We start from the raw sequence: 24,866 nt of genomic DNA on the forward strand, positions 1-24,866 counted from the left end.
CCCTTGACCGCGCAGAGCAGCCAGACGGGCAGCACCGACGGCGGGGAGCCACGCCGTGTGAACATCATCCGGGACGGCCTCGCCGCCCACCTTCCGGACATCGATCCGGACGAGACCGCGGAGTGGCTGGAGTCGTTCGACGCGGCGCTCGAGCAGGGCGGCCAGGCCCGCGCCCGCTACCTGATGTTGACGCTGTTGCAGCGCGCACGGGAGAAGCACGTCGGCGTACCGGCGCTGACCAGCACGGACTACGTGAACACGATCCCGACCGACCGTGAGCCGTGGTTCCCGGGCGACGAGGACGCCGAGCGCTCCTACCGCCGCTGGATCCGCTGGAACGCCGCGATGACCGTGCACCGCGCGCAGCGGCCGGGGATCGGCGTCGGCGGGCACATCTCGTCGTACGCGTCGTCGGCGAGCCTCTACGAGGTCGGCTTCAACCACTTCTTCCGCGGCAAGGAGCACCCGGGCGGCGGCGACCAGGTCTACATCCAGGGCCACGCCTCCCCCGGCATCTACGCCCGCGCCTACCTCGAGGGCCGGCTGTCCGAGGACCGCCTCGACGGCTTCCGCCAGGAGCTCTCGCACGGGGGCAAGGGCGCCGGTCTGCCGTCGTACCCGCACCCCCGGCTGATGCCGGACTTCTGGGAGTTCCCGACGGTCTCGATGGGCCTCGGTCCGATGAACGCGATCATGCAGGCGCGGTTCAACCGCTACCTCGGCGACCGCGGCATCTCGGACACGTCCGACCAGCACGTGTGGGCGTTCCTCGGCGACGGCGAGATGGACGAGCCGGAGTCGCGCGGGCTGATCCACGTGGCGGCGACCGAGGGGCTGGACAACCTCACGTTCGTCGTCAACTGCAACCTGCAGCGTCTCGACGGCCCGGTGCGCGGCAACGGGAAGATCATCCAGGAGCTGGAGGCCTTCTTCCGCGGCGCCGGCTGGAACGTGATCAAGGTGATCTGGGGCCGCGAGTGGGACGCCCTGCTGCACGCCGACCGCGACGGCGCCCTGATCAACCTGATGAACCAGACCCCGGACGGCGACTACCAGACCTACAAGGCCAACGACGGCGCCTACGTCCGTGACCACTTCTTCGGCCGCGACCCGCGCACGAAGTCGCTGGTCGAGCCGATGTCCGACGCGGAGATCTGGAACCTCAAGCGCGGCGGCCACGACTACCGCAAGGTGCACGCCGCCTACGCCGCGGCGATGTCGCACCACGGCCAGCCGACCGTGATCCTGGCGAAGACGATCAAGGGATACGGCCTGGGCTCGCACTTCGCCGGCCGCAACGCCACGCACCAGATGAAGAAGCTCAGCCTCGACGACCTCAAGCAGTTCCGCGACGAGCAGCGGATCCCGATCTCGGACGCGCAGCTGGAGCGCGACCCGTACCTGCCGCCGTACTACCACCCGGGCGAGGACGCCCCGGAGATCCAGTACATGGCCGAGCGCAGGCGGGCGCTGGGCGGTCCGCTGCCGTCGCGGCGGACGACGTCGACGCCGCTCGTGCTGCCCGGGGACAAGGTCTACGACTTCATCCGGAAGGGCTCCGGGAAGCAGGAGGTCGCCACCACGATGGCGTTCGTCCGGCTGCTCCGGGAGCTGATCAAGGACAAGGACATGGGCGGCCGGTTCGTGCCGATCATCCCGGACGAGGCCCGGACGTTCGGCATGGACTCGATGTTCCCGACCCAGAAGATCTACAACCCGCACGGGCAGCAGTACACGTCCGTCGACGCCGAGCTGATGCTCGCGTACAAGGAGTCCGAGCAGGGCCAGATCCTGCACGAGGGGATCAACGAGGCCGGGTCGGTCGGGTCGTTCACGGCGGCGGGCACGTCGTACGCCACGCACGGCGAGGCGATGATCCCGGTCTACATCTTCTACTCGATGTTCGGCTTCCAGCGCACCGGCGACTCGATCTGGGCCGCGGCCGACCAGATGGCCCGCGGGTTCCTGGTCGGCGCCACCGCGGGGCGCACGACGCTGACCGGTGAGGGCCTGCAGCACAACGACGGCCACTCGCTGCTGCTCGCCTCGACGAACACCGCCGTCGTCGCGTACGACCCGGCGTTCTCCTACGAGATCGCGCACATCGTCAAGGACGGCCTTCGCCGGATGGTGGGTGACGACCCGGAGAACGTCATCTACTACCTGACCGTCTACAACGAGCCGTACCAGCAGCCGGCCGAGCCCGAGGGCGTCGACCTCGAGGGCGTGCTGCGCGGCATGTACCGCTACGCCGATGCGCCGTCGGCGTCCGGTCCGAGGGTGCGCCTGCTCGCGTCCGGCGTCGCGATGCCGTGGGCACTCAAGGCCCAGCAGATGCTCGCCGACGAGTGGGACGTCGGTGCCGAGGTCTGGTCCGTGACGTCGTGGGGCGAGCTGCGCCGCGACGGCGTGGAGGCCGAGCACCACAACCTGATCCACCCGGGCGACGAGCCGGTCGAGTCCTATGTGGCCCAGGTGCTGGGCGCCGGTGACCACGCCGACGCACCGGTGGTCGCCGTGTCCGACTGGATGCGGGCCGTCCCGGACCAGATCCGGCAGTGGTCGCCGGCCCCGTTCAGCTCGCTGGGCACCGACGGGTTCGGCCTGTCCGACACCCGGCCCGCCGTGCGGCGGCACTTCGCCGTCGACGCCGAGTCGATCACCGTCGCGGCGCTGGCCGCGCTCGGGAAGCAGGGGGCGGTCAAGCCGGAGCTCGCCGCCGAGGCGGCGTCCGGCTACAAGATCGACGACCCGCAGGCGGCCGGGCCGCAGGAGGGCGACGGCGGGGTCGCCTGACGCCCCGCTCGCCGGGAGCCTCGCCCCGAGACTCACCCGGACGAACGAACGGCACCATCGGGCAATCGGACTGCTCGAGGGTGCCGTTCGTTCGCGATCGGGCTGGCCGCGCGACGAGATGGATGTCCGGATCGGTGGGAATCAGTCCAGCTCAGACTCTCGTCGGGCGACGCAGATCACGATAGGCTCCCTCCGATCGTCGGGTACGGAGTCCGTGTGCGGCGTTCCCGGCCGGGTCGTGGACCGTTGCACCCCGCCGGCGTGGCCCCCGACGCGTAGTCGGGCCAGGTACGAGGAGCAGGAATGGCAGAAGGCACCGTCAAGTGGTTCAACAGCGAGAAGGGCTACGGCTTCCTCGCTCCCGACGGTGGTGGCGCGGACGTGTTCGTGCACTACTCGGCGATTGAGATCCAGGGCTACAAGACGCTCGACGAGGGCCAGCGCGTCTCGTTCGACATCGAGCAGGGCCAGAAAGGCCCCCAGGCCAGCAAGGTCTCGCCGCTCGGCTGACCTGCGGTAACACGCCCGCTGAGCGGCCGCGAGCGACTCAGCCCAGCGAGGCGTCCATCTCCCAGACCAGGATCTCGGCTCCGTCCGCACCCGCGGTCACCCGCTGACCGTCGCTTCCGGACACGCGGGCCGAGTCCCCTGTGTACAACGCCCCGGCACCTTCCAGGTCCACCGTTCCGCGGGGGACGAACAGGTGCGCCATCGGGGCGTCGGGAAGCGTGCTGACCGCCCCCGGCCGGAGCCTGACGGCGTGCAGCGCGGCGTTCCGCTGCGCGATCGGGATCGCGCGGTCCGCAGCGTGGCGGGCCATTCCGGACGCGACGACGACCGGATCGCCCGCCTCGAGCGGCGCGGACACGTCGTGCTGCGCGTACCCCGGCGCGACGTCGTCGGGCCCGGGCAGCACCCACATCTGGACGTAGTGCACGCCCTGGAGCTCCGCCCCGTTGCGCTCGGAGTGCCGGATCCCGGTGCCCGCACTCATCCGTTGCGCGAGCCCGGGACCGATCACCCCGCGGTGGCCCTCGGAGTCCTCGTGCGCGAGTGATCCGGACAGCACCCACGTGACGATCTCCATGTCCTTGTGGGCGTGCATGTCGAACCCGGCCCCGGGGCCCAGGCGGTCCTCGTTGTTGACCATCAGCAGCCCGAAGTGCGTGTTCGACGGGTCGTAGTGCGGTCCGTAGGAGAAGCTGTGCCGGGAGTCCAGCCAGTCGGTCCGGGTGGTCATCCGGTCCGACGACCGGCGCACGTCCACGTCGTGGCGTTCCTGCATCCCGCTCCTCGTCCGCCGGTGCCGCTGTCGGTGCCGCTGTCGGGGCCCCGTGCCATGCTGCCGCACGTGGCCACCGAGGACCTGCCGGTCGCAGCGACGACGCTGCGCAGGCTGGAGCGCGCCGCGGGCCGTCTCGCCGGTGACTGCCTGGCCGCGATGGAGGAACGCCAGCCGTGGTTCGCCCGGCTGCCGGCGGACGAGCGGGCGTCGGTCGCACTGGTCACGCAGACCGGGGTGGCGAACTTCGTGTCCTGGCTCGCCGAGCCGGCCGCGACCATCCGGCTGACGGCGGAGGCGTTCCGGATCGCTCCTCGGGATCTGGCGCGCCGGATCAGCCTGCGCCGCACCGTCGAGCTCGTCCGGATCGCGACCGAGGTGTTCGAGCACCAGCTGCCACCGCTGGCCGCCGACGACCGGGAGCGGCGGGTGCTCACCGAAGCGGTCCTCCGGTTCGGGCGGGAGATCGCGTTCGCCGCGGCCACCGTGTACGCGGGCGCCGCCGAGTCGCGCGGTGCGTGGGACGCGCGGCTGGAGGCGCTCGTCGTCGACGGCGTCGTGCGCGGGGACACCGACGGCGCGCTGGTCTCCCGCGCGGCGGCGCTCGGCTGGGACCCGGACGCCCCGGTCCGGTGCCTGGTCGGCAGTCCACCGACGCCGGGCTCGAACGCCGGGCCGGAGTCCCCGGAGCTGCTCACCGAGCTCCGCAGGCAGGCCGCCCGGCGCGGGCACGAGGTGCTCGTCGGGGTGCAGGGACGGCGGCTGGTGATGCTGCTGCACCCGGTGCGGGGCAGCGGGGAGGACCCGGACGCGCTGCCGGACATCGCGGACGGCTTCGGGCCGGGACCGGTCGTCGCGGGCCCGGTCAGCCCCGGCCTGCTGCGCAGCAGCGCGGCCGTGGCGGAGGCGCTCGCCGGGCTGCGCGCGGCACCGGGGTGGCCGTCCGCGCCGCGTCCGGTGGACAGCGACGACCTGCTGCCGGAACGCGCGCTCTGCGGCGATCCGTCCGCCCCGGCCCGGCTGCGCACCGCACTCGTCGAACCGCTGCGGGCGGCGGGCGGGGAGCTGCTGCACACGCTGGCCGCCTACCTCGAGGGCGGCGGCGTGCTGGAGGCCTGTGCCCGTGCGCTGTTCGTGCACCCGAACACCGTGCGCTACCGGCTGCGGCGGATCGCCGACATCACCGGGTACGCCCCGGCCGACGCCCGCGGCGCGTTCGTGCTGCGCGTCGCGCTCGTCGCGGACCGCACGGCGGAGCCCGCCGCGACGTCGCCGCCACCGGCACCGCACGGCACGAACGGCGTGCCCCGGCACGACACGCCCGGCCCGCCCGACGTGCGGTCCTCGCCGGAGGCGGCGACGATCGGCCGATCCCTACAACCTGACGGTGGTTGAGCCCGCATTGTCAGCCCCGTCACACGCTCGCTGTTGGAGGATCCCTCCAACCACGACGACCAGAGTTCGTGGATACCGACATCCCACGACGACCGCCGAGAGGTGTGTGATGAACCGGTGATCGCCCTGCTCGCGCCCGGCCAGGGGGCACAGTCCCCCGGCATGCTCACGCCGTGGCTGGAGGACCCCTCCTCGAAGGAGTCGCTCGAGCGGTGGTCCGAGGCCGTCGGACTGGACCTCGTCCGGCTCGGGACCACAGCGGACGCCGAGGAGATCACCGACACCGCGGTCACCCAGCCGCTGATCGTCGCGTCCGGCCTGCTGGCCGCACGCCGGCTGCTCGCCGACGTCACACTGTCCGCCGACACCGTCGTGGCCGGCCACTCGATCGGTGAGCTCACCGCCTGCGCGATCGCCGGTGTGCTCTCCGACGACGACGCCGTCGCGCTGGCCGGCGTGCGCGGCCGGGAGATGGCCGCGGCGTGCGCGGCCGCGCCGACGTCGATGGCCGCCGTCCTGGGCGGCGACGAGGAGACCGTGCTCGCCCGGCTGTCCGAGCTCGGGCTGGACCCGGCGAACCGCAACGGTGCCGGGCAGATCGTCGCGGCCGGGCCGAAGGACGCGATCGAGACGCTCGTCGCCGAGCCCCCGGACGGCTCGAAGGTGCGGGCGCTGGCCGTCGCGGGCGCGTTCCACACCCGGTTCATGGACCCGGCCCGCGAGGCGCTCGCCGGGTACGCGGGGTCGGTCTCGACCGGGGATCCGCAGCTCACACTGCTGTCCAACGCGGACGGCGCCGTCGTCACGAGCGGCGCCGACGCGCTCACCCGGCTCGTCGAGCAGGTGACCCGGACGGTCCGCTGGGACACCTGCATGGAGACGCTCGCGTCCCGGGGCGTCACCGCGTCGGTCGAGCTGCCGCCGGGCGCGACGCTGACCGGGCTCGTCAAGCGGGCCGTCAAGGGCACCGCCACACTGGCGGTGAAGACACCCGACAAGCTCGGCGACGCGGCCGCGCTCGTCGCGGAGCACGGAGGTGCCGGATGACCGGGCTGCAGCTGCCGACCACGGTGCCCGGAGCACGGATCCTGGGCATCGGCAGCTTCCAGCCGGAGCGTGTGGTCACCAACCAGGACCTCGAGAAGATCGTCGAGACCGACGACGCGTGGATCCGTTCGCGCGTCGGCATCGCCGAGCGCCGGGTCGCGGGCCCCGACGAGTCGCTGCCGTGGATGGCGGTCACCGCGGGCCGTGCCGCGATCACCGACGCGGGTGTGGACCCGTCGGACCTGGACGCCGTCGTCGTCGCGAACTGCACGATGCCGAACCCGATCCCGAACGCCGCCGCCCAGGTGGCCACCGGCGTCGGCGCGAACGGGATCGCCGCGTTCGACCTGAACGCCGCCTGCGCCGGCTTCTCCTACGGCCTCGCGGTCGCCTCGGACATGGTCCGCGCGGGCACCGCCCGGACGGTCCTCGTGGTCGGCGCCGAGAAGCTCTCCGACTGGATCGACTGGCAGGACCGCTCGACCTGCATCATCTTCGCCGACGCGGCGGGCGCGGCCGTGGTCGGTGTGGCCGACGATGCCTCGGTCGGGATCGGACCTGTCTCCTGGGGCAGTGCGGGCGATGTGGCGTCGACCATCCGCATCCTCGGCGAGACGACGAACAAGCTGCACCAGGAGGGCCAGGCGGTGTTCCGCTGGGCGACCAGCCAGATCGCGCCGGTGGCGCTGGACGCGATCGCGCGGGCCGGGCTGGAGCCTTCCGACATCGACGTCCTGATCCCGCACCAGGCGAACCTGCGCATCGTCGAGGCGATCGCCAAGAAACTGCGGGCCAAGGGCGCGCGCGAGGACATGGTCGTCGCCGACGACATCGTCACGTCCGGCAACACGTCGTCGGCCTCGATCCCGATGGCGCTGGACCACATGCGTGCCGCCGGACGGGTACGGTCCGGCGACACACTGCTGCTCGTAGGCTTCGGCGCAGGCCTGTCCTACGCCGGGCAGGTCGTCGTCTGTCCATAACAGACGACCTGCAAGCACCACCACAACCCGAGGGAGACACCGACCGTGGCTGACAACGCTGAGATCCTCTCCGGCCTCGCCGAGATCGTCGAGGAGGTCGCCGGCATCGACACCGCCGAGGTGACGCCGGAGAAGTCGTTCGTCGACGACCTGGACATCGACTCGCTGTCCATGGTGGAGATCGCCGTCCAGGCCGAGGACAAGTTCGGCGCGAAGATCCCGGACGACCAGCTGGCCGAGCTCAAGACCGTCGGCGACGCCGTCGACTTCATCGCCAAGCACCAGTGAGCCCGGCCGGCTGAGCCGGTCGCTAGGAGGAGACGTAGATGACCGACGGAGTCGTCGTCACCGGGTACGGCGCGACCACCCCGCTCGGTGGTGACGCCGCATCCACCTGGGAGGCGCTGCTCGCAGGCCGGTCCGGAGTCGGCACCACGAAGGCCGAGTGGACCGAGCGGTTCGACCTGCCGGTGCACATCTCGGCGCAGCTCGCGGTGGAGCCCACCGACGTGCTGGCCCGGGTGCAGGCACGGCGGATGGACCGCTGCGAGCAGGTCGCGGTCGTCGCGGCGCGTGAGGCGTGGGCGCACGCCGGCCTCGGCGAGCCGGGGCAGCCCGGTGACGTCGTCGAGCCCGAGCGGCTCGCCGTGGTCATCGGCGCCGGGATCGGCGGGGCCCCGACCCTGCTGGCCCAGGACGACCTCCTCGAGGAGCACGGCCTGCGGAAGGTCTCGCCGCTCACCGTCCCGATGCTGATGCCGAACGGGCCGGCCGCCATGGTCAGCCTGGAGTACGCCGCCCGCGGCGGGGTCCACTCCCCCGCGTCGGCGTGCGCGACCGGCGCCGAGGCGATCGCGTGGGCCTACCGGCTGCTCAAGGCCGGGGAGGTCGACGTCGTGCTGGCCGGCGGTGCGGAGTCCTGCATCGTGCCGATCACCGTGGCCGGGTTCGTGCAGGCCCGCACGCTGTCCCAGCGCAACGACGAGCCGGAGAAGGCCTCCCGGCCGTTCGACACCGGGCGCGACGGGTTCGTGCTCGGCGAGGGCGCCGGCGTCGTCGCGCTGGAGCGCGAGGAGTTCGCGAAGGCCCGCGGCGCGACGGTGCACGGCAGGCTCGCCGGCATCGGGCTGACCTCGGACGCCTACCACATCACCGGCCCCGAGCCGGAGGGCGTGGGCCAGTCCCGGGCGATGCGCAAGGCCGTCGAGACCGCCGGTCTGGAGCCGTCCGACGTCACGCACGTGAACTGCCACGCCACGTCGACCGTCGTCGGCGACGTCGGCGAGACGAAGGCGATCCGCAAGGCGCTCGGGGACCACCCGGTCCTCACCGCGCCGAAGGGCGCGCTGGGCCACCTGGTGGGCGGTGCGGGCGCCGTCGAGGGGATCATCACGATGCTCTCGGTGCAGCGGGACGTGATCCCTCCGACGATCAACCTCGAGGACAAGGACCCGGGCGTCGAGCTCGACGTCGTCTCCGGGGAGCCGCGCGAGACCACCGTGGACGCGGCGGTGAACAACTCGTTCGGGTTCGGCGGGCACAACGCCTCGCTGCTGTTCACGAAGGCCTGAGCCCCGGCGGTCGAGGGGCGAAGCAGCGGCACCGACCGGACCCCGTCCCGGTTCTAGCAGGGGGCGCCGAGCGTGTTCTCGGCCTCTCCGACCTCGAGCCGGGGCGGGGATCCGGCCATCGGCATCGACGCCCGCCAGCAGATCCGGCCGACCTTCAGTCCGGCCGGGCCGTCGTCGGGGTTCTGCACGCTCACGAACCGGACGAGGGCGAGCACCCGTCCCTGGTCCAGGTCGACGATGCGGTCCACGCGGATCGTGCCGTCGGTCGTGGACCCGATGCCGCGCAGCCACTCGTCGCGCGGCTGCTGCGACGCGCGCTCGTCGGTCACGACCTGGCTCCACGTCGCGTAGTCGCGGTTGTTTATCGCGTTGAAGTAGAGCTGGATCTGCTCGAGGACCAACTGCGCCGCGGGATGTGTCGCGGCGTCCGCGCTGAGCGCGACCGTGTCCGCGCCCGCACCGGAGTCCGGCAACGACGACGGTGCCGATCCCGGCGGGACGCCCTCGGCCGAGCGTCCGGCAGTGAACCACGCGGCTCCGCCGAGCAAGACGAGGACGACGACCAGGATCACGACCGTCACGACGGTCCATCGCCCGCCCGTCCTCGTCGCCACGCCCCCCAGTTTGCCGAACGGCCGCCCGCGGCCGCGCAGGGACCCTCGGTCGGCCGGGAGATCGCCGGGCTCAGCCGACCTGGTGCAGCCAGGTCACCGGCGCGCCGTCGCCGGCGAAGCGGAACGTCTCCAGCTCGTCGTCCCACGCCGTGCCCAGCAACTGGTCCAGCCTGCGGTGCAGCTGTCCGCCCGACGCCTCCGCCATCACGGCGCGGACCTGGTCCTCGGGCAGCACGACGTCGCCGTTCGCGCTGGTCCGGCCCCGCCACATGCCGAGGCCCGGCACGTGCGAGAACCGCTCGCCGTCGACACCGGTCGTCGGGTCCTCGGTGACCTCGAAACGCAGCATCGACCACGCCCGCAGGGCACCGGCGATCGCGCCGCCGCTCCCGGCCGGACCGGTCCACGAGCACTCGGCCCGCATCTGCCCCGTCGCGGCCGGTTGGGGCGACCACTCCAGGGAAACCCGGGTGCCCAGGACACCCGAGATCGCCCACTCGACGTGCGGACAGACCGCGGTCGGCGACGAGTGGACGAAAACCACTCCACGTGTGTTCAACCTGACCTCCGGTGTGCCACTGCAGACGAGGATCGTCTTCCCCTACGTCCTCGGTGCGCGGTCCGCCGGCGGCGCGTTCACACGGGTGCAAGTGTCGTGCTTCTCCAGGCGCCTCCTGAGGGCGGGCGTACGTCGGAGATCACTGTGCCGCATCCGGCCCGGCGAGGCCAGGCCCCGCGCCGGTGTGTCGGCGGGTCAGGCGAGTTGGTAGCGCGCGACGCCGTCGATCTCGGCGACGCCCAGCGCCCCGCGCTCGACGAGCACGTCGAGGTGCGCCGTCGTCTCCATCACGGCGAGCATCTTGTTGAACAGGTCCAGGTCGTCGAGCCGGTGCTCGCGACGGGTCCAGCGCAGCCGCTCGGCCACCTCGCGGCCGGACGTCGCGCCGGCGGCCACCGCCGCCAGGCTCGCGTCCAGACGCGTCGCGTGGTGGGCCAGCAGCTCGTCGACGCGCTCGTGCACCCGGCGCCCGAGCGGACCGTGCGCGGGCAGCAGCTGCGCGTCCGGGCGCGTGCGCAGCAGCTCCAGCGACGTGAGGAACTGGGCCAGCGGGCTCGTCACCGGCGCGGGCTGCAGGCCGATCGACGGCGTGATCCGCGGCAGCACGTGGTCACCGGCGAACAGGAGGTCCGACGCGTCGTCGGCGAACACGAGGTGCCCGCGCGTGTGGCCCGGCGTCTCGACGGCCTCGAGCCGCCGGACGGGCTCCTCCCCCGGCTCGCCGAGCTCGATCACGGCGCGGTCGGCGACCCACTCGTCGGGGTCCTCCCACTCCCGCGGGTCCGGCTGCGGCCACGGGTGGTCGAGGATGAAGTCGGCGATGTCGTCCGCGCCGGCGCGGCGCAGGCGGGTGGCATCCGTGCTGCCGGGCCGGTGGTCCGCCGCGTGCATCGCGTCGAAGTTCGGGCGCTCACCGGCCCCGACCATCACCCGCGCCCCGAACTCGCGGCGCAACATCGAGGCCAGCGTGTAGTGGTCGCGGTGGGCGTGCGTGACCAGGAAGCGGCGGACGTCGCCGAAGTCGGATCCGAGCGCCTTGAGCGCGCCCTCGAGCAGCTCCCGCGCCTCGTCGATGGCCCAGCCGGAGTCGATCAGGGTCCAGCCGTCGGCGTCGGCGACCGCGAACACGTTGACCGCGCGCAGGCCGTCCTGGGGCAGCGGCAGCGGGATGCGGTAGACGTCCGGCGCGCACCGGAACACCCCCGATGCCGTCCAGTCGCCGTCCGGGTCGTCGTCGGTCACGGATGCTGCGGTCACCATCGCACCCTAGGTCAACGGGTGAACGTGTCCGACCCTGCGTCCGCTGTGAACATGCCCTCACCGTAGTACTCGCGGAACGTGGCCATCAGCGCGTCGAACGGGAGATCGGCGTGCAGGCCCCGGTCGCGCACGTACTCCATGTACTGGTCGCCGTTGCCGTCGTAGGGGTGCATCAGCGCGTCGGTGCGGCCGTCGAAGGAGATCGGGTCGACGCCGAAGCGGGCGCACAGCTCGGCGTTGAACGCCGGCGTGGCCTTGACCCAGCGGCCGTCCAGGTACAGCGCCGTGTAGCCGTGGTAGACGAACAGGTCCGCGCCGTTCATCCGGGCGCGCAGCCGGGGCGTGTTCAGGTGGTTGCGGACGTCGGCGAACCCGGCGCGGGCCGGGATCCCGGCGGCCCGGGCCGCGGCGGTGAGCAGCACGGCCTTCGGGACGCACCAGTTGTGGTCCTGCTCGACGATCCGGCTCGCCCGGTAGGCCTCCGGATCGGTGGTGAGGCAGAACGGGTCGTACCAGAACTCGTCGCGGACGGCGTCGAACAGCGCGATCGCCCTCTCCGTCCGGGTCTCGCGGCCGGCCGTGACCCGCTCGGCGAACGCGCGCACGTTCGGGGCGTCGGAGTCCACGAACCACGCCGGAGCGAGGTCCGCGTCTACGGGCACGTCCGTCTCGACGGTCACACGACCACTCCCCCGGTCACGGCGACGTTGCACCACGCACCTTACGCCACGACAGACGCAACTCTTCGTGATCGTGCACGCACCCACCGTCGATCAGCGGGGGCGGTCCCACCCGGTCGGGTGGGGTGATCAACCCCGGAGTGTCAGGCATTCCGGGCTATCGTCTCGGGACGCAATACCAGGGATCATGAGGGGCGCGAACGACATGGATGGACGGATCCCCGACCAGCGGGGGACTCAGGAGGCACCGTTCCTGACGGTGGCCGAAGTGGCGGAACGGATGCGGGTGTCCCGGATGACCGTCTACCGCCTCGTCCACAGTGGCGAGTTGCCCGCCGTCCGATTCGGACGGTCGTTCCGCGTGCCGCCGGAGGCCGTCGACGAGTTGATCGAGTCGGCCCGCTATCCCGGCCAGTAGCCCCATGCTCCCGTTCGACGACGGCGACAGCGCGCGACGGCTCGCGGCGACCTACGCGACGCCGGACGTCGTCGGGCAACGGCGTCGCACGCTGGAGCTGCTGGACGTGCGGCCCGGCGAGCGGGTGCTCGACGTCGGGACCGGGCCGGGGCAGCTGCTCGCATCGCTCGCGGCGGCGGTCGGGCCGACCGGCGCCGCGGCCGGTCTGGACCCGAGCCCGGCGATGGCCGCGATGGCCCGGGAGCGCTGCGGAGACCTGGCCACGGTGTCCGACGGCGGCGTCGACGGCGCCGGATCGCTCCCGGACGGGCCGTTCGACGCGCTCGTCTGCACCCAGGTCATGGAGTACGTCCCGGACGTGCCGGCCGCACTGCGCGAGTTCGCCCGCGTGCTGCGCCCCGGTGGGCGGGTGCTCGTGCTGGACACGGACTGGGACTCCGCCGTCTGGCACGTCGACGACCGGGACCGGCACCGGCGGGTCATGGACGCCTGGGACGACCACCTCGCGCACCCGCGCCTGCCCTCCACGCTCGGTCCGCTGCTGCGCGGGGCCGGTTTCGACGACGTCCGGGTCGACGTCATCCCGCTGCTGAACCCGGTGTGGGACACCGACACGTTCAGCGCAGGGATGAGCCGCATGATCGCCCGGTACGTGCCGGGTCATCAGGGGGTGACCGACGACGAGGCGCGGGCCTGGCTCGCCGACGTCACCGACCGCGACGACTACTTCTTCTCGCTCAACCGCTACTGCTTCCGCGCGGCGCTGCCCTGATCCGTGGCCGGGTTCCGTTCCGGGAGCCCACCGGCGAGAATCCGCGGATGCCTCCCCAGCACGACGGTCTCGTCCCGGCGCTGGTCCGGGTCGGCAACCAGCTCGGCCAGGTCCGGTGGTTCCGGGTCATCCCGCGGGCCGGCGAGTGGGTCAACCACGCACCGGTCGGGTGGCCGCGCGACGACTACGAGGTCGAGTGGGTCCTGCACTGGGCCTGGGACCCCGACGGCGACGAGGAGCGTCCGGACGTCAGCGTGGAGATCTGCCTCGTCGACCCGGAGTGATCCTCAGCGGCGGTCCTCGACGCGACCGCGGGGGCGCAGCCGGCCTGCGGCCGGGAGCGCCGGCGCCGGGAGCGGGTCGCCATCGAAGCCGGGCACCGTGCCGAACCGGTCGCCTGCCGCGGATCCCGCGATCCCGGCCTGCCACTCGTCGCGGAACCCGGCGATCTCCCGCGCGCTGCGGCCGACGAAGTTCCAGAACATGACGATCTTCTCGTCGAACGGCTCGCCGCCGATCAGCAGCATCCGGTCGTCCGGACCGTTCGCCCGCAGGCGCAGGTCCGGCCGCCCGCAACCCAGGTAGAGCAGCTCGTCGCCGGCCAGCGCGCCGCCGTCGACGTCCGGGTGACCGGAGACCGGCAGGACGGCGTACTCCCAGCTCGGGTCCAGCGGCACCAGCACGTCGGCGCCGCGGCCCAGCGTCAGGTCCACGCCGGCCAACGGGCTGTGCACCCGGCCCGGCGAGCGCGCGCCGGCGAACTCGCCGAGCAGGACGGTCGCGGACAGCCCGCGGTCGGTGACCACCGGCAGGTCGGCGTGGTGCTCGAAGCGCGGTTCGACGTCCCGGTCGGCCTCCGGCAGCGCCACCCACAGCTGGGCGCCCTTCAGCACGGGCGAGTGCGGGTCCGGCGACTGCTCGGAGTGCGCGATGCCGTGCCCGGCCGTCATCAGCCCGAGCTCGCCGGCGCGTACGACCCGGTCGCTGCCCAGCGAATCGCGGTGGTGCACCTCACCGTCGAGGAGCCAGCTCACGGTCTGCAGGCCGGTGTGCGGGTGCGGGGCGACCTGCATGCCGGGCTCGTCGGCGATGTCGTCCGGGCCGTAGGCGTCGACGAAGCACCACGCACCGACCATCCGCCTGCCCATCCGGGGCAGCAGCCGTCGGACCTCGGTGCTCTCGCCGAGCCGGACCGTCTTCGCCTCGATCCGCTCCCGCACCGGCACGGCGGCCGGGTCACCGGCGCAGATCTGCACCGACGGGTCGGGCGCGAGGTCACTCATCCGAGCAGGCTATCCCCCGGCGCGGCGAACCCGTGCGTCGCGATCGGCGGCACGGAACCGCTGCGCACGGCGTCCAGGACCTGCAGCTCGTGCGGGACGACCGGGTCCGGCAGCGCGTCGAGGGCGAACCAGCGCAGGTCGGCGCTCTTGTCCGGCTCGCTCCGCCGGGGCTCGCCGGTCCAGCGGCGGCAGGTGAAGAAGAAGTCGACGCGCTCGTCGACCGGATCGCCGGTGTTCTGCGTGCGGTGCAGTGTGATCAGCGGCACCAGATCGTCCGGGACGACGGTCACGCCCAGCTCCTCGAGCGCCTCCCGGCACGCGGCCACCGGGGCAGGCTCTCCCTGCTCGACGTGACCGGCCGCGGCGGCCGCCCAGTACCCGTCACGGAACCCGGTGTTGGAGCGCAGCTGGAGCAGCACCTCGGTGCCGGCCTCCGTGTCGCGGAGCAGGAGTACGTAGGCGGCCGGGACCACGCGGAAGCGACTCGTCACGGCTCGACTCTAGGCCGGGCCCATGTCGGTGATCGTGAGCGTCCGTGGCCGGGCAGGGCGCTCGGGTAGGGGTCGTCGTCGCGGCGGCGGTCGTCCGGGACGCGGTCGGTGGACCGCAGCGGGTCGTGCCGGATCAGGCCGGCGGGTGACGGCGACGCCCCACGGTGCCGGCGAGATGGTCGTCGCAGCTGCGGGCGCCCGCGCCCGAGGACACGTCGGGGCAACACGGGGGTAATGCGGCGGGCCTACCGTCCACGCGCATGGCCGTCCGGAACTCCCCCCGCGTGGGGGCGGACCGGCTCGGCGTCGTCCCGCCGCGAGGCTCCGAGCTCCGCTACCGGACGGTGCACGGCTACCGGCGGGCGTTCCGTGTGGCCGGGTCCGGCTCGCCGCTGGTGCTCGTGCACGGCATCGGGGACAGCTCCGCGACCTGGGAGAGCGTGCTGCCCGCGCTGGCCAGGCGACACCTCGTCGTCGCACCGGACCTGCTCGGGCACGGGCACTCGGACAAGCCGCGGGCCGACTACTCGGTCGCCGCGTACGCGAACGGCGTCCGCGACCTGCTCGGCGTCCTCGGGCTGGAACGGGTGACCCTGGTCGGGCACTCGCTGGGCGGCGGGGTGGCGATGCAGTTCGCGTACCAGTACCCGGACCGGGTGGAGCGGCTCGTGCTGGTCGGCAGCGGCGGGGCCGGGCCGGAGGTGACGCCGCTGTTGCGGGCCGCGAGCCTGCCGGGCGCGCAGCTCGCGATGGCGGCGCTGCGCCTGCCAGGGGTGCGGCTGCAGATCGGCGCGCTGGCCGAGGCGCTGCGCCTGGCCGGCGGCGACCTCGGCGTCGACGCCAGGGAGCTGCTGCGCGTGGTCGACGCGCTGCCGGACGCGACGGCCAGGGCGGCGTTCCTGCGCACGTTGCGGGCGGTGGTGGACTGGCGCGGGCAGGTCGTGACGATGCTGGACCGCTGCTACCTGACGCGTGGCATGCCGACGCTGCTGGTGTGGGGCGGGCGGGACGCCGTCGTGCCGGTCGCGCACGCGCACCGCGCCCACGCGGCGATGCCGGGCAGCCGACTGGAGATCGTCGAGGGGGCCGGGCACTTCCCGTTCCACACCGACCCGGCCCGCTTCGTCGCGCTGGTCGACGAGTTCGTGGCGTCCACCCGGCCCGCGCAGTGGAACCGGGAGCAGTGGCGACAGTTGTTGCGCAGCAGGCCGCCCGGGCCAGGGCCGGGCGACAACGGTGCCGAGCGGTCGGCGACGTGAGTGCCGGGCACCCGGCTCACCGGACGATGAGGGCGACGACCAGTCCCGCGATCGCGGTGTTGTACACGAAGGACAGCACCGCATGCCACAGCACGGTCGCCCGCACCAACGACGAGCGGATCTCGGCGTCCGAGGTGGCGAACGCCAGCCCGATCGTGAACGAGAAGTAGGCGAAGTCGCGCAGCCGGGGCGTGGACGTACCCGGGAACGTGATCGGTTCGCTGCCGGTCCGCTCGGCCTCCTGCCGCCAGATGCGGGCGTAGCGCTCCGCGTAGCTCAGGTGCAGCACCGACCAGGCCACGACGACGGTCGCGACGGACAGGCCGACCACGGCCCGCTCGAACTCCGGTCCGTACGCGAGCCCGACGAGCGGTCGGCCCGCCAGCACGCTGCCCGCGCCCAGTACCTCGGCGGCCGTCGCCACGGTGACGAGGCGGCCGGTCCGGCGGCCGGCCAGCAGCCGTTCCCACCCTGGCGCGTCACGGCGGGACGGTCGCAACCGGACCAGCCGGACGATGATGTAGACCGCCCCGAGCCCGAGCCACACCGCGCCGTACACCACCAGCACGAACGGATCCCGGTACATCCGGACATCGACGAAGGGCAGCACGGCCGCCGCGACGAGCAGGGCGTCGACCGTCCGGCTGAGCCAGAAGCCCACCCCTCGGCGCACCGTGGCCGGACCGGGTTCCACGACGGAGCCGGTCACGTCACGAGCCCGATCACGATGCCCAGGATCACGCTGCTGTAGACGAACGACAGCACGGCGTGCCGCGTGACGACGCCCCGGACGTGATCCGACCGGATCACGCAGTCCGACGTGGACACGGCCACGCCGACGGTGAACGAGAAGTACACGAAGTCCAGCAGGGTCGGCGCGGTCGTTCCGGGGAACACGATCGGAGGGTCACCGCGCGAACGCAGCCAGATCCGGGCGTAGCGCTCCGCGTAGCCGGCGTGCAGCATCGCCCACGCCACGAACACGACCGGCAGCGCCACGATCGCGGAGAGGTTCGCGGCGTTCGTCAGCTGCGACCGGAGGACCGCGTCCGGAAGGCTCCGCGCCAGATCCAGCAGCGCCGGGCGCAGGGCGATCGCCAGCGCCGACGAGACGATCATCACGACGGTCGCGAGCTGGACGAGGTAGCCGGTGACGCGACCGTTGAGCCGGTAGGGCCACATCGGGTCGCCGAGCCGGGCCCGGCGCGCCCGCGTGATCCGGACGATCAGGTGGATCATCCCGAGCAACACCCAGAGCACTGTCCACTGCAAGGTCGCCACGGCAGCGGTGGCCGCGACGTAGAACCGCGGATCGAACATCACCGCGACCACGATCGCGACCAGTGCGAGGTCGACGACCTGGGACAGCACGAACACCGGGCCCCGCCGGACGCGGCGGGCGAGAACCTCGTCCTCGCCCGCCGCGGCCTGATCGTCGGTCACCGACGCGCCGTCCCCCATGGGCGGCATTCTGGGGTGGTTGCCCCGCTCTGTCGACTTCGCCGGTCGGCACGCGAGCACCGCTCGAGCGATCCGGGCTCGCGGCGCCGCCCCGCGGGGTCGGACTCAGCTGCAGCCGCTGGTGGAGCCGCAGCCCTCACAGAGGTAGCAGGAGCCGGCCGGACGCATCTTCGTCCCGCAGGTCATGCACAGCGGTGCGTCGGCGGCCTTGCCCAGACGCAGCTCCAGCAGCTCCGTCGAGCTACCCACCTCGGCGGGGGCCGGGTCCACCCCGGCCGGCTCGTCCTGCTTGGCCGTGACCGCCGGGACGGAGGACCGGATCTCGTCCATGTCCACGTCACCGTCGGTGCCGTAGGACTCGGAGACCTGGGCGGTCCGCTCGTCGGCCGAGAAGATGCCCAGCTGGACCCGCTTCTCGTACGGCAGGTGGTCCAGCGCGAGCCTGCGGAACAGGTAGTCCAGCACGCTGGTGGCGATCCGGACGTCCGGGTCGTCGGTCATGCCGGCCGGCTCGAAGCGCAGGTTGGAGAACTTCGAGACGTAGAACTCCAGCGGGATGCCGTACTGCAGACCCACCGAGATGGACATGGAGAACGCGTCCATCACGCCGGCCAGCGTCGAGCCCTGCTTGCCGAGCTTGACGAAGATCTCGCCGAGACCGTCGTCCGGGTAGCTGCCGGCGGTCAGGTAGCCCTCGGCGCCGCCGACCGTGAACGACACCGTCTCGCTCGGCCGCTTCTTCGGCAGCCGCTTGCGGACCGGCCGCTGCTCGACGATGACCTTCGGCGCCGCCTCGACCTCCGCGGCCTTCTTGTCGCCCTTGCCGGCGGACAGCGGCTGGCCGACCTTGCAGTTGTCGCGGTAGATCGCGAGCGCCTTCAGGCCGAGCCGCCAGCCCTCGAGGTAGATCCGCTCGACGTCCTCGACGGTCGCCCGCTCGGGCATGTTCACCGTCTTGGAGATCGCGCCGGACAGGAACGGCTGCGCCGCGGCCATCATCCGGACGTGCCCCATCGGGGCGATCGTCCGGTCCCCCATCGCGCAGTCGAACACCTCGTAGTGCTCGGGCTTCATCCCGGGAGCGTCGACGACGTGGCCGTGCTCGGCGACGTACTCGACGATCGCCTCGGCCTGCTCGGGCTGGTAGCCGAGGTTGTCCAGCGCGCGGCGGACGGTCTGGTTGACGATCTGCATCGAGCCGCCGCCGACCAGCTTCTTGAACTTGACCAGCGCCAGGTCCGGCTCGATGCCGGTCGTGTCGCAGTCCATCATCAGGCCGATCGTGCCGGTCGGGGCCAGCACCGAGGCCTGTGCGTTGCGCCAGCCGTTCGTCTCGCCGATGTCCTGGCACTGCTTCCAGGTGATCGTCGCGAGCTTCTGGATCGGGCTGCTCGCCGGGTACGTGCGGATCCGGTCGTTCTCCGAGGCGTGCTTGCGGATCACCCGCTGGTGCGCCTCCGCGTTGCGGGCGTAGCCCTCGTACGGGCCGACGATGCCGGCGAGCTCCGCGGAGCGCTTGTAGGCGGCGCCGGTCATCAGCGACGTGATGGACCCGGCCAGCGCCCGGCCGCCCTCGGAGTCGTACGCGTGCCCGGTCGCCATCAGCAGCGCGCCCAGGTTGGCGTAGCCGATGCCCAGCTGCCGGTAGGCGCGGGTGGTCTCGGCGATCGGCTCGGTCGGGAAGTCCGCGAACTGGATCGAGATGTCCATCGCCGTGATGATCAGCTCGACGGACTTCGCGAACGTCTCGGCGTCGAACCGGTCGTTCTCGTCGAGGAACTTCATGAGGTTCAGCGACGCCAGGTTGCAGCTGGAGTTGTCCAGGTGCATGTACTCCGAGCACGGGTTCGACGCGGTGATCCGGCCCGACTCGGGGCAGGTGTGCCAGTCGTTGATCGTGCTGTCGTACTGGACGCCGGGGTCGGCGCAGTTCCACGCCGCGTCGGCGATGCCGTGGAAGAGCTTCCGCGCGTCGACGGTGTCGATCACCTCGCCGGTCGTGCGGGAGCGCAGACCGAAGTCGCCGTTCTCCTCGACCGCGCGCATGAACTCGTCGGAGACCCGGACGGAGTTGTTCGCGTTCTGGTATTGCACCGACGTGATGTCGGCACCACCGAGGTCCATGTCGAACCCGGCGTCGCGCAGCACGCGGACCTTGGCCTCCTCCTTGGCCTTGGTCTCGACGAACTCCTCGATGTCCGGGTGGTCGACGTCCAGGACGACCATCTTCGCCGCCCGGCGGGTCGCGCCACCGGACTTGATCGTCCCGGCGCTCGCGTCGGCACCGCGCATGAACGACACCGGGCCGGACGCGGTGCCTCCGGAGTGCAGCAGCTCCTTCGACGACCGGATGCGGGACAGGTTCAGGCCCGCGCCGGAACCGCCCTTGAAGATCAGTCCCTCCTCGCGGTACCAGTTCAGGATCGACTCCATGGTGTCGTCGACCGAGAGGATGAAGCAGGCGCTGACCTGCTGGGGGCTCGTGGTGCCGACGTTGAACCAGACCGGCGAGTTGAAGCTGAACACCTGGTGCAGCAGCATCCAGGTCAGCTCGTGGGCGAACACCTCGGCGTCCGCGTCGGAGGCGAAGTACCCGCCGTCGACACCGGCGCGGTGGTAGGCACCGACGACCCGGTCGATCAGCTGGCGCAGGCTCGACTCGCGCTCGGCGGTACCGACGGCGCCGCGGAAGTACTTGCTGGTGACGATGTTCGTGGCGTTCACCGACCAGTGCGCCGGGAACTCCACGCCGCGCTGCTCGAAGTTGATCGAGCCGTCGCGCCAGTTCGTCATGACGACGTCGCGGCGCTCCCACTCCACCTCGTCGTAGGGGTGAGTCCCCGCCGTGGTGAATACGCGCTGCACCACGAGACCGGCCGGGGTCCTGCCGGCCGCCGCCTTCCCCGTGCGGCGGCCGGACTTCCCGGTCGTGTCGGCCGGCTTGCCGGCCTCCTGCTCAGTCGTCGGACCCCCGACGGTCTCGGTCATATCGTGCGTCCCTCCGCATCCGCGTCCGTGGATCCGCGCGCTGGGGCCGCGCGGATCTCCGTCTCCCGTCGCGAGTACGCGCGACGGGCGGCGGTCATGCGTCGCCGGCCTGCGCCGGCGGCGCGCCGACCTGGTCGACGGTTGCTTCCCCGGCAACCCTCGACCGCAGGTCGGCGATCTCCTTCTCGAAATCGTCGATCGACGAGAACGACCGGTACACGCTCGCGAAGCGCAGGTACGCGACTTCGTCGAGCTCGCGCAGCGGTCCGAGAATGGCCAGCCCCACCTCGTGGCTGGGCACCTCGGCCACACCGCCCGCCCGGACGTTCTCCTCGACCTTGTGGGCGAGCTGCTGCAGGTCGTCCTCGTCGACCGGACGACCCTGGCACGCCCTCCGAACCCCGCCGACGACCTTCTGCCGGCTGAACGGTTCGGTCACCCCGCTGCGCTTGACGACGGCGAGCACGGCCTCCTCGACCGTGGTGAACCGCTTCGCGCACGAGGCACAGGACCGGCGACGACGCGTTGCGGTGCCGTCGTCGGCGGTCCGGGAGTCGATCACCCGCGAATCCGGGTGCCGACAGAACGGGCAGCGCATGACACTTCCTCCCGTTCCCGGCCCCCAACTTCTGGGAGAACGACATCAATGTAACCCCAATATGTAGGGGTACGCCAGCAACTGACGCGCGTCGCGCCTCACTTCAGCCGATCGTGCTCGGAGCGTCGCACAGGGCTACCGACGCTCCCGCGGTGCCCGGCGCCGAGACGGTCGACGTCCGCCCTGCTCGCGTACCTGGTCAACCGATCGCCGTGCCACCACGACACGGGCCAGGGCTCCGCCGTCGGGGACACGCCGGGGACACGCGCCGGGCGGGCGCGCCGTCGCGCCGAGACCTGCGGTCCGGCGTCAGCGGGCAGCACCGCCCCACCGTCGACGGGCCGCACGGTCGGCCAGCCGCACCGTCGACGAGCCGCGCCGCCCGTCAGCGGACCCCACCGCCCACGCCGTCGACGGGTCACGCGACGGGTCATGCGACGGGCCGCGCGACGGGTCACGCGACGGGTCACGCGACGGGTCACGCGACGGGTCACGCGACGGGCCGTGCGACGGAAGGCAGCATCGGCGATGCCTCACCGCCGACGGGCGGCTCCGCCGACGAGCCGCGCGTCAACGCGAGATCGACGTCGACACCGCCGGCGGCGCGCTGTGCGCGTCGGCCGAGAGATCGGCGACGAGGCCCAGCACCACGACGACGGTCGCCGAGCACAGCGTGACCGCCACCCCGACCAGAGCGCGCTCGGCGCGCGTCGGCTGCGCCCGCCGACGGGCGCGCGTACGGAGACCCGGCGTACCGAGACACGCACGCCGCCGCGTCACCGGGGCCCGCCCCGGCCGGGACACGCCGGCTCCGTGAGCCACGGCGGACCAGCCTCCCGTCACGCGCCCGGCCGTCCCCCACCCGCCGTCGGCGGGCGCACCGCCGCTGCGCTCGGTGTCGGCGGACGATCCGTCGACCGCCCGCGCGACGGGCCTCACCGGCCGCGCAACGGGCCTCGACGGCCGCGCATCGCCCGCACAGGCGCGCACGGTCCGCGCCGGAACCGCCCGCGACGCGGACGCGACCGGCGCGTCCCCTCGCCCGGGGCCCCGCGCCCCCGAGCGCGACGACCGGACCCGTGCCGCCAGACCACTTCTCACCGAACCTGCTGCTCTCATCGGTCCCTCCGCCCTCGTGGACCCGACCTGCCCGGACCGGGTCGAACGTGCGTGCGAGAGGTGTAGCACCGACCCCCGACAAGAACGGCGGCCTCGCACCGGGTACCTCCCTGGACGTCGACACCCGCACGGGAGTTGGCCGCCGTGGGCAGGACCGCGTCGAGCGAGTCCATTCGGTCGACGAGCGGGTAACACCTGCCGCCCGACACGTCGCGGCGCTCCCCCGCCTGCGGCCCGACACGTCGCGGCGCTGCCCCGCCTGCTCCCCGCGGGAGCTGCTCTCGGCCGGCCATCCGGCACGAGAGGAGCTCCCGTCCATCGGGGGCGGGTGGCGCCGGTCGTCGGCCACGGTCGGCGAGGACAGCGGCGGGACTGTCACTCGTGGCGCGACATCACCGTTCCTGCTGATCACCAGCCGGCACGCGGCGCGCCACCGACCATGATCGGCGGGAGTGGCGCGAGAGCGCCACCGGTGGCGCGATCCGACCGGTCGCGCCGATCATGCGGAGGCGCGACCGCCACGCCGGTCGCAGCGCGGGTCACAGCGCGGGTCACAGCGCGGGTCACAGCGCGGGTCACAGCGCGGGTCACAGCCCGCCGTCACGGATCACAGCCCGCCGTCACGATGCGGGGCACGTGCCGCGGACGACGCCGCGTACCCCCACTACGCGCTGCGCGAGGAGGACGGTGTTCTCCGGTCGAGATCGCACCACCGGCGCCGACGACGGTTCGCGAACAGCTATGCGTGCGATCTCGACCGACGGCCGGCGAGGAGCGAGCGCGCCGCCGGCATCCCGTCGAGTGCGCGCATCCACGCGCGCCAGGCACGGGGCGTTTGCCGGTTCGAATGTGGTCGACAGCAGCTGCCCCTCACGACCGTGAGGGCGCGACGCGTTCCATGACGCGGCCACCGCGGTCCGGCTCCGGGGTGGTGCGGGGTCGCCGCGCGTGACCCGCCCCGGCGCCCCGGCCGCCGGACTACGGGTGCGCGACGGACGAGACCGGAGCACCGGCCGGGGCCGACGAGGCGCTCGCGACGTCGGCCAGCAGCCCCAGGCCGAACACGGCGGCCGCCGAGGCGACGACCAGACCGACGCCGGCGGTGACCCGCCGAAGGAGACCGGCCACGTGCTCAGCCGGCTGCGGCGGGACGACCGGAGACGGGCACATCGCCCCACCCCGGACGCGCACCGAGGCCGGGCGAGCCGGCCCCCGGCGGTCCCGCGTGACCGGACGCCGTTGCGGGACACGCCGCACGGACAGGTCCTTCCGCGACGGGACCTCGACGTGCCGGGCCCCGGCCCGCTCCATGGTGATCATGGTCCCTGCCTCTCCGGATCCGGCCACCCGGACCCACGATCGCACTGATGTTCGATCGAACGCTCGTGCGACGTTGTACCACCCACCACCGACAAGAATCCACGACACACCGGCGTGTCGTTCGAACACGTGTTTGGCGGTGTCGGTGGTGGGCGCTACCGTTCGTGCCGACGAACACGAGGAGGCGAAACGCGATGACGGCGTCTGATGCTGACGGCGCGGACGAGTCGGGCAGGGGCGCGGCCACCGACGGAGCGGGGCAGGTGCGTGACTTCCCCGATCCCGCGGCGGACACGCGCGGCCTCACACCCCGGCAGCGCAAGGTGCTCGAGGTCATCCGGGACTGGGTGGAGCGGTTCGGCTACCCGCCGAGCGTGCGGGAGATCGGGGACGCGGTCGGGCTGACGTCGACCTCGTCGGTGCACCACCAGCTGCGGGCCCTGGAGCGCAAGGGGTTCCTGCGGAGGGACCCGAACCGGACCCGTGCGGTGGACGTCCGCGGCCCGGAGGCGGAGGACGAGGGCGGCGGCGAGAGCACGGAGGCCGTCCGCGCGGAGCGGCCCGCCCCGGCGTTCGTGCCGTTGATCGGTGACATCGCCGCGGGTGGTCCGATCCTGGCCGAGCAGGCCGTGCAGAGCGTGTTCCCGCTCCCCCGCGAGATCGTCGGCGAGGGCACGCTGTTCCTGCTCAACGTCAAGGGTGACTCGATGCTGAACGCCGCGATCACCGACGGGGACTGGGTCGTCGTCCGGCAGCAGCCGGTGGCCGAGCAGGGCGAGATGGTCGCCGCGATGCTGGACGGCGAGGCCACGGTCAAGACGTTCAAGCGCAAGGACGGGCACATCTGGCTGATGCCGGAGAACGAGGCCTACCAGCCGATCCCGGGGGACGACGCGACGATCCTCGGCCGGGTCGTCGCGGTGCTGCGCCGGGTCTGACGGGGTGCGGTGTGCGCTGCGCCGCCCGGTGC

24 protein-coding genes are annotated in these 24,866 nt (G+C 72.7%); 12 read left to right on the top strand and 12 right to left on the bottom strand.

Annotated elements, in window-relative coordinates; translation table 11 throughout:
* Nucleotides 1-3: 3 nt before the first annotated feature.
* Nucleotides 4-2,796: a pyruvate dehydrogenase (acetyl-transferring), homodimeric type gene (gene aceE, locus EV378_RS05155; RefSeq protein WP_132421558.1), complete on the top strand. Its 2,793-nt coding sequence runs from the start codon at nt 4-6 to the stop codon at nt 2,794-2,796.
* A gap of 303 nt (nt 2,797-3,099) precedes the next feature.
* A complete protein-coding gene (locus EV378_RS05160) occupies nt 3,100-3,306 on the top strand; it encodes a cold-shock protein (protein ID WP_132421559.1) in 207 nt (68 codons plus the stop codon).
* A gap of 37 nt (nt 3,307-3,343) precedes the next feature.
* On the opposite strand, the gene EV378_RS05165 is transcribed toward EV378_RS05160, so the two are convergent.
* On the bottom strand, nt 3,344-4,081 hold the full coding sequence (locus tag EV378_RS05165; protein ID WP_132421560.1) for a pirin family protein: 738 nt from the start codon (nt 4,079-4,081) through the stop codon (nt 3,344-3,346).
* Nucleotides 4,082-4,147: 66 nt separating this feature from the next.
* On the opposite strand from EV378_RS05165, the gene EV378_RS05170 reads away from it, so the two are divergent.
* The 5 genes from EV378_RS05170 (at nt 4,148) to EV378_RS05190 (ending at nt 9,074) form a co-directional block, all read left to right on the top strand.
* Nucleotides 4,148-5,473, top strand: coding sequence for a PucR family transcriptional regulator (locus tag EV378_RS05170; RefSeq protein WP_243653292.1), 1,326 nt, complete (start codon nt 4,148-4,150; stop codon nt 5,471-5,473).
* Between the two features lie 117 nt (nt 5,474-5,590).
* Nucleotides 5,591-6,520 carry an ACP S-malonyltransferase gene (locus tag EV378_RS05175; protein ID WP_132421561.1) on the top strand — a complete coding sequence of 310 codons (930 nt, stop codon included), beginning with the start codon at nt 5,591-5,593 and terminating at the stop codon, nt 6,518-6,520.
* Nucleotides 6,517-7,503 (top strand): beta-ketoacyl-ACP synthase III, encoded by a 987-nt coding sequence (locus tag EV378_RS05180; RefSeq protein WP_132421562.1) that lies wholly within the window; start codon nt 6,517-6,519, stop codon nt 7,501-7,503. Before EV378_RS05175 ends, EV378_RS05180 begins: the two co-directional genes overlap by 4 nt.
* Nucleotides 7,504-7,548: 45 nt before the next feature.
* Nucleotides 7,549-7,791, top strand: a complete 243-nt coding sequence (locus EV378_RS05185) for an acyl carrier protein (protein WP_010231572.1) — start codon at nt 7,549-7,551, stop codon at nt 7,789-7,791.
* A 38-nt stretch (nt 7,792-7,829) separates the two neighbouring features.
* Nucleotides 7,830-9,074: a beta-ketoacyl-[acyl-carrier-protein] synthase family protein gene (locus EV378_RS05190; RefSeq protein ID WP_132421563.1), complete on the top strand. Its 1,245-nt coding sequence runs from the start codon at nt 7,830-7,832 to the stop codon at nt 9,072-9,074.
* A gap of 53 nt (nt 9,075-9,127) precedes the next feature.
* On the opposite strand, the gene EV378_RS05195 is transcribed toward EV378_RS05190, so the two are convergent.
* From EV378_RS05195 to EV378_RS05210, 4 genes are all read right to left on the bottom strand, one after another.
* Entirely contained in the window at nt 9,128-9,688 is a 561-nt protein-coding gene (locus EV378_RS05195; RefSeq protein WP_132421564.1) for a hypothetical protein, read from the bottom strand.
* A gap of 70 nt (nt 9,689-9,758) precedes the next feature.
* The gene (locus EV378_RS05200) at nt 9,759-10,247 is read right to left on the bottom strand and encodes a DUF3145 domain-containing protein (protein WP_165922148.1); all 489 of its coding nucleotides are present in this window, start codon (nt 10,245-10,247) and stop codon (nt 9,759-9,761) included.
* Nucleotides 10,248-10,442: 195 nt separating this feature from the next.
* Nucleotides 10,443-11,504, bottom strand: a complete 1,062-nt coding sequence (locus tag EV378_RS05205; protein ID WP_243653293.1) for an MBL fold metallo-hydrolase — start codon at nt 11,502-11,504, stop codon at nt 10,443-10,445.
* 14 nt (nt 11,505-11,518) lie between these two features.
* Nucleotides 11,519-12,187 carry a transglutaminase domain-containing protein gene (locus tag EV378_RS05210; protein WP_207908581.1) on the bottom strand — a complete coding sequence of 223 codons (669 nt, stop codon included), beginning with the start codon at nt 12,185-12,187 and terminating at the stop codon, nt 11,519-11,521.
* A gap of 205 nt (nt 12,188-12,392) precedes the next feature.
* On the opposite strand from EV378_RS05210, the gene EV378_RS05215 reads away from it, so the two are divergent.
* From EV378_RS05215 to EV378_RS05225, 3 genes are read left to right on the top strand one after another with little or no spacing between them, the layout of a single operon-like run.
* Entirely contained in the window at nt 12,393-12,605 is a 213-nt protein-coding gene (locus tag EV378_RS05215; protein WP_132421567.1) for a helix-turn-helix domain-containing protein, read from the top strand.
* 4 nt (nt 12,606-12,609) lie between these two features.
* Nucleotides 12,610-13,377 (top strand): methyltransferase domain-containing protein, encoded by a 768-nt coding sequence (locus EV378_RS05220; RefSeq protein WP_132421568.1) that lies wholly within the window; start codon nt 12,610-12,612, stop codon nt 13,375-13,377.
* A 47-nt stretch (nt 13,378-13,424) separates the two neighbouring features.
* Nucleotides 13,425-13,661: a hypothetical protein gene (locus tag EV378_RS05225; RefSeq protein WP_132421569.1), complete on the top strand. Its 237-nt coding sequence runs from the start codon at nt 13,425-13,427 to the stop codon at nt 13,659-13,661.
* A gap of 3 nt (nt 13,662-13,664) precedes the next feature.
* Here the strand turns inward: EV378_RS05225 and EV378_RS05230 are convergent, their stop codons facing one another.
* Nucleotides 13,665-14,660 (bottom strand): pirin family protein, encoded by a 996-nt coding sequence (locus EV378_RS05230; protein ID WP_132421570.1) that lies wholly within the window; start codon nt 14,658-14,660, stop codon nt 13,665-13,667.
* Nucleotides 14,657-15,151, bottom strand: a complete 495-nt coding sequence (locus EV378_RS05235; RefSeq protein WP_132421571.1) for an NUDIX hydrolase — start codon at nt 15,149-15,151, stop codon at nt 14,657-14,659. The genes EV378_RS05230 and EV378_RS05235 overlap by 4 nt, the downstream gene beginning before the upstream one ends.
* 260 nt (nt 15,152-15,411) lie before the next feature.
* Here EV378_RS05235 and EV378_RS05240 point away from each other — a divergent pair, with 260 nt between their 5' ends.
* Nucleotides 15,412-16,410, top strand: coding sequence for an alpha/beta fold hydrolase (locus EV378_RS05240; RefSeq protein WP_132421572.1), 999 nt, complete (start codon nt 15,412-15,414; stop codon nt 16,408-16,410).
* A 16-nt stretch (nt 16,411-16,426) separates the two neighbouring features.
* Here EV378_RS05240 and EV378_RS05245 read toward each other — a convergent pair whose 3' ends face one another.
* The 5 genes from EV378_RS05245 to EV378_RS35230 form a co-directional block, all read right to left on the bottom strand.
* On the bottom strand, nt 16,427-17,119 hold the full coding sequence (locus EV378_RS05245) for a DUF1345 domain-containing protein (protein ID WP_132421573.1): 693 nt from the start codon (nt 17,117-17,119) through the stop codon (nt 16,427-16,429).
* Nucleotides 17,116-17,871 (bottom strand): DUF1345 domain-containing protein, encoded by a 756-nt coding sequence (locus EV378_RS05250; RefSeq protein ID WP_165922149.1) that lies wholly within the window; start codon nt 17,869-17,871, stop codon nt 17,116-17,118. Before EV378_RS05250 ends, EV378_RS05245 begins: the two co-directional genes overlap by 4 nt.
* Nucleotides 17,872-17,976: 105 nt before the next feature.
* Nucleotides 17,977-20,859 carry a vitamin B12-dependent ribonucleotide reductase gene (locus EV378_RS05255; protein ID WP_132421575.1) on the bottom strand — a complete coding sequence of 961 codons (2,883 nt, stop codon included), beginning with the start codon at nt 20,857-20,859 and terminating at the stop codon, nt 17,977-17,979.
* A gap of 94 nt (nt 20,860-20,953) precedes the next feature.
* On the bottom strand, nt 20,954-21,457 hold the full coding sequence (nrdR, locus tag EV378_RS05260; protein ID WP_132421576.1) for a transcriptional regulator NrdR: 504 nt from the start codon (nt 21,455-21,457) through the stop codon (nt 20,954-20,956).
* Between the two features lie 2,097 nt (nt 21,458-23,554).
* Entirely contained in the window at nt 23,555-23,704 is a 150-nt protein-coding gene (locus EV378_RS35230) for a hypothetical protein (protein WP_165922150.1), read from the bottom strand.
* Nucleotides 23,705-24,090: 386 nt separating this feature from the next.
* Between EV378_RS35230 and lexA the strand changes: the two genes are divergently transcribed.
* Entirely contained in the window at nt 24,091-24,834 is a 744-nt protein-coding gene (gene lexA / locus EV378_RS05265; RefSeq protein WP_132421577.1) for a transcriptional repressor LexA, read from the top strand.
* The last annotated feature ends 32 nt before the right edge of the window (nt 24,835-24,866 follow it).

Source organism: Pseudonocardia endophytica (genome assembly GCF_004339565.1).
Classification (GTDB): Bacteria; Actinomycetota; Actinomycetes; order Mycobacteriales; family Pseudonocardiaceae; genus Pseudonocardia; species Pseudonocardia endophytica.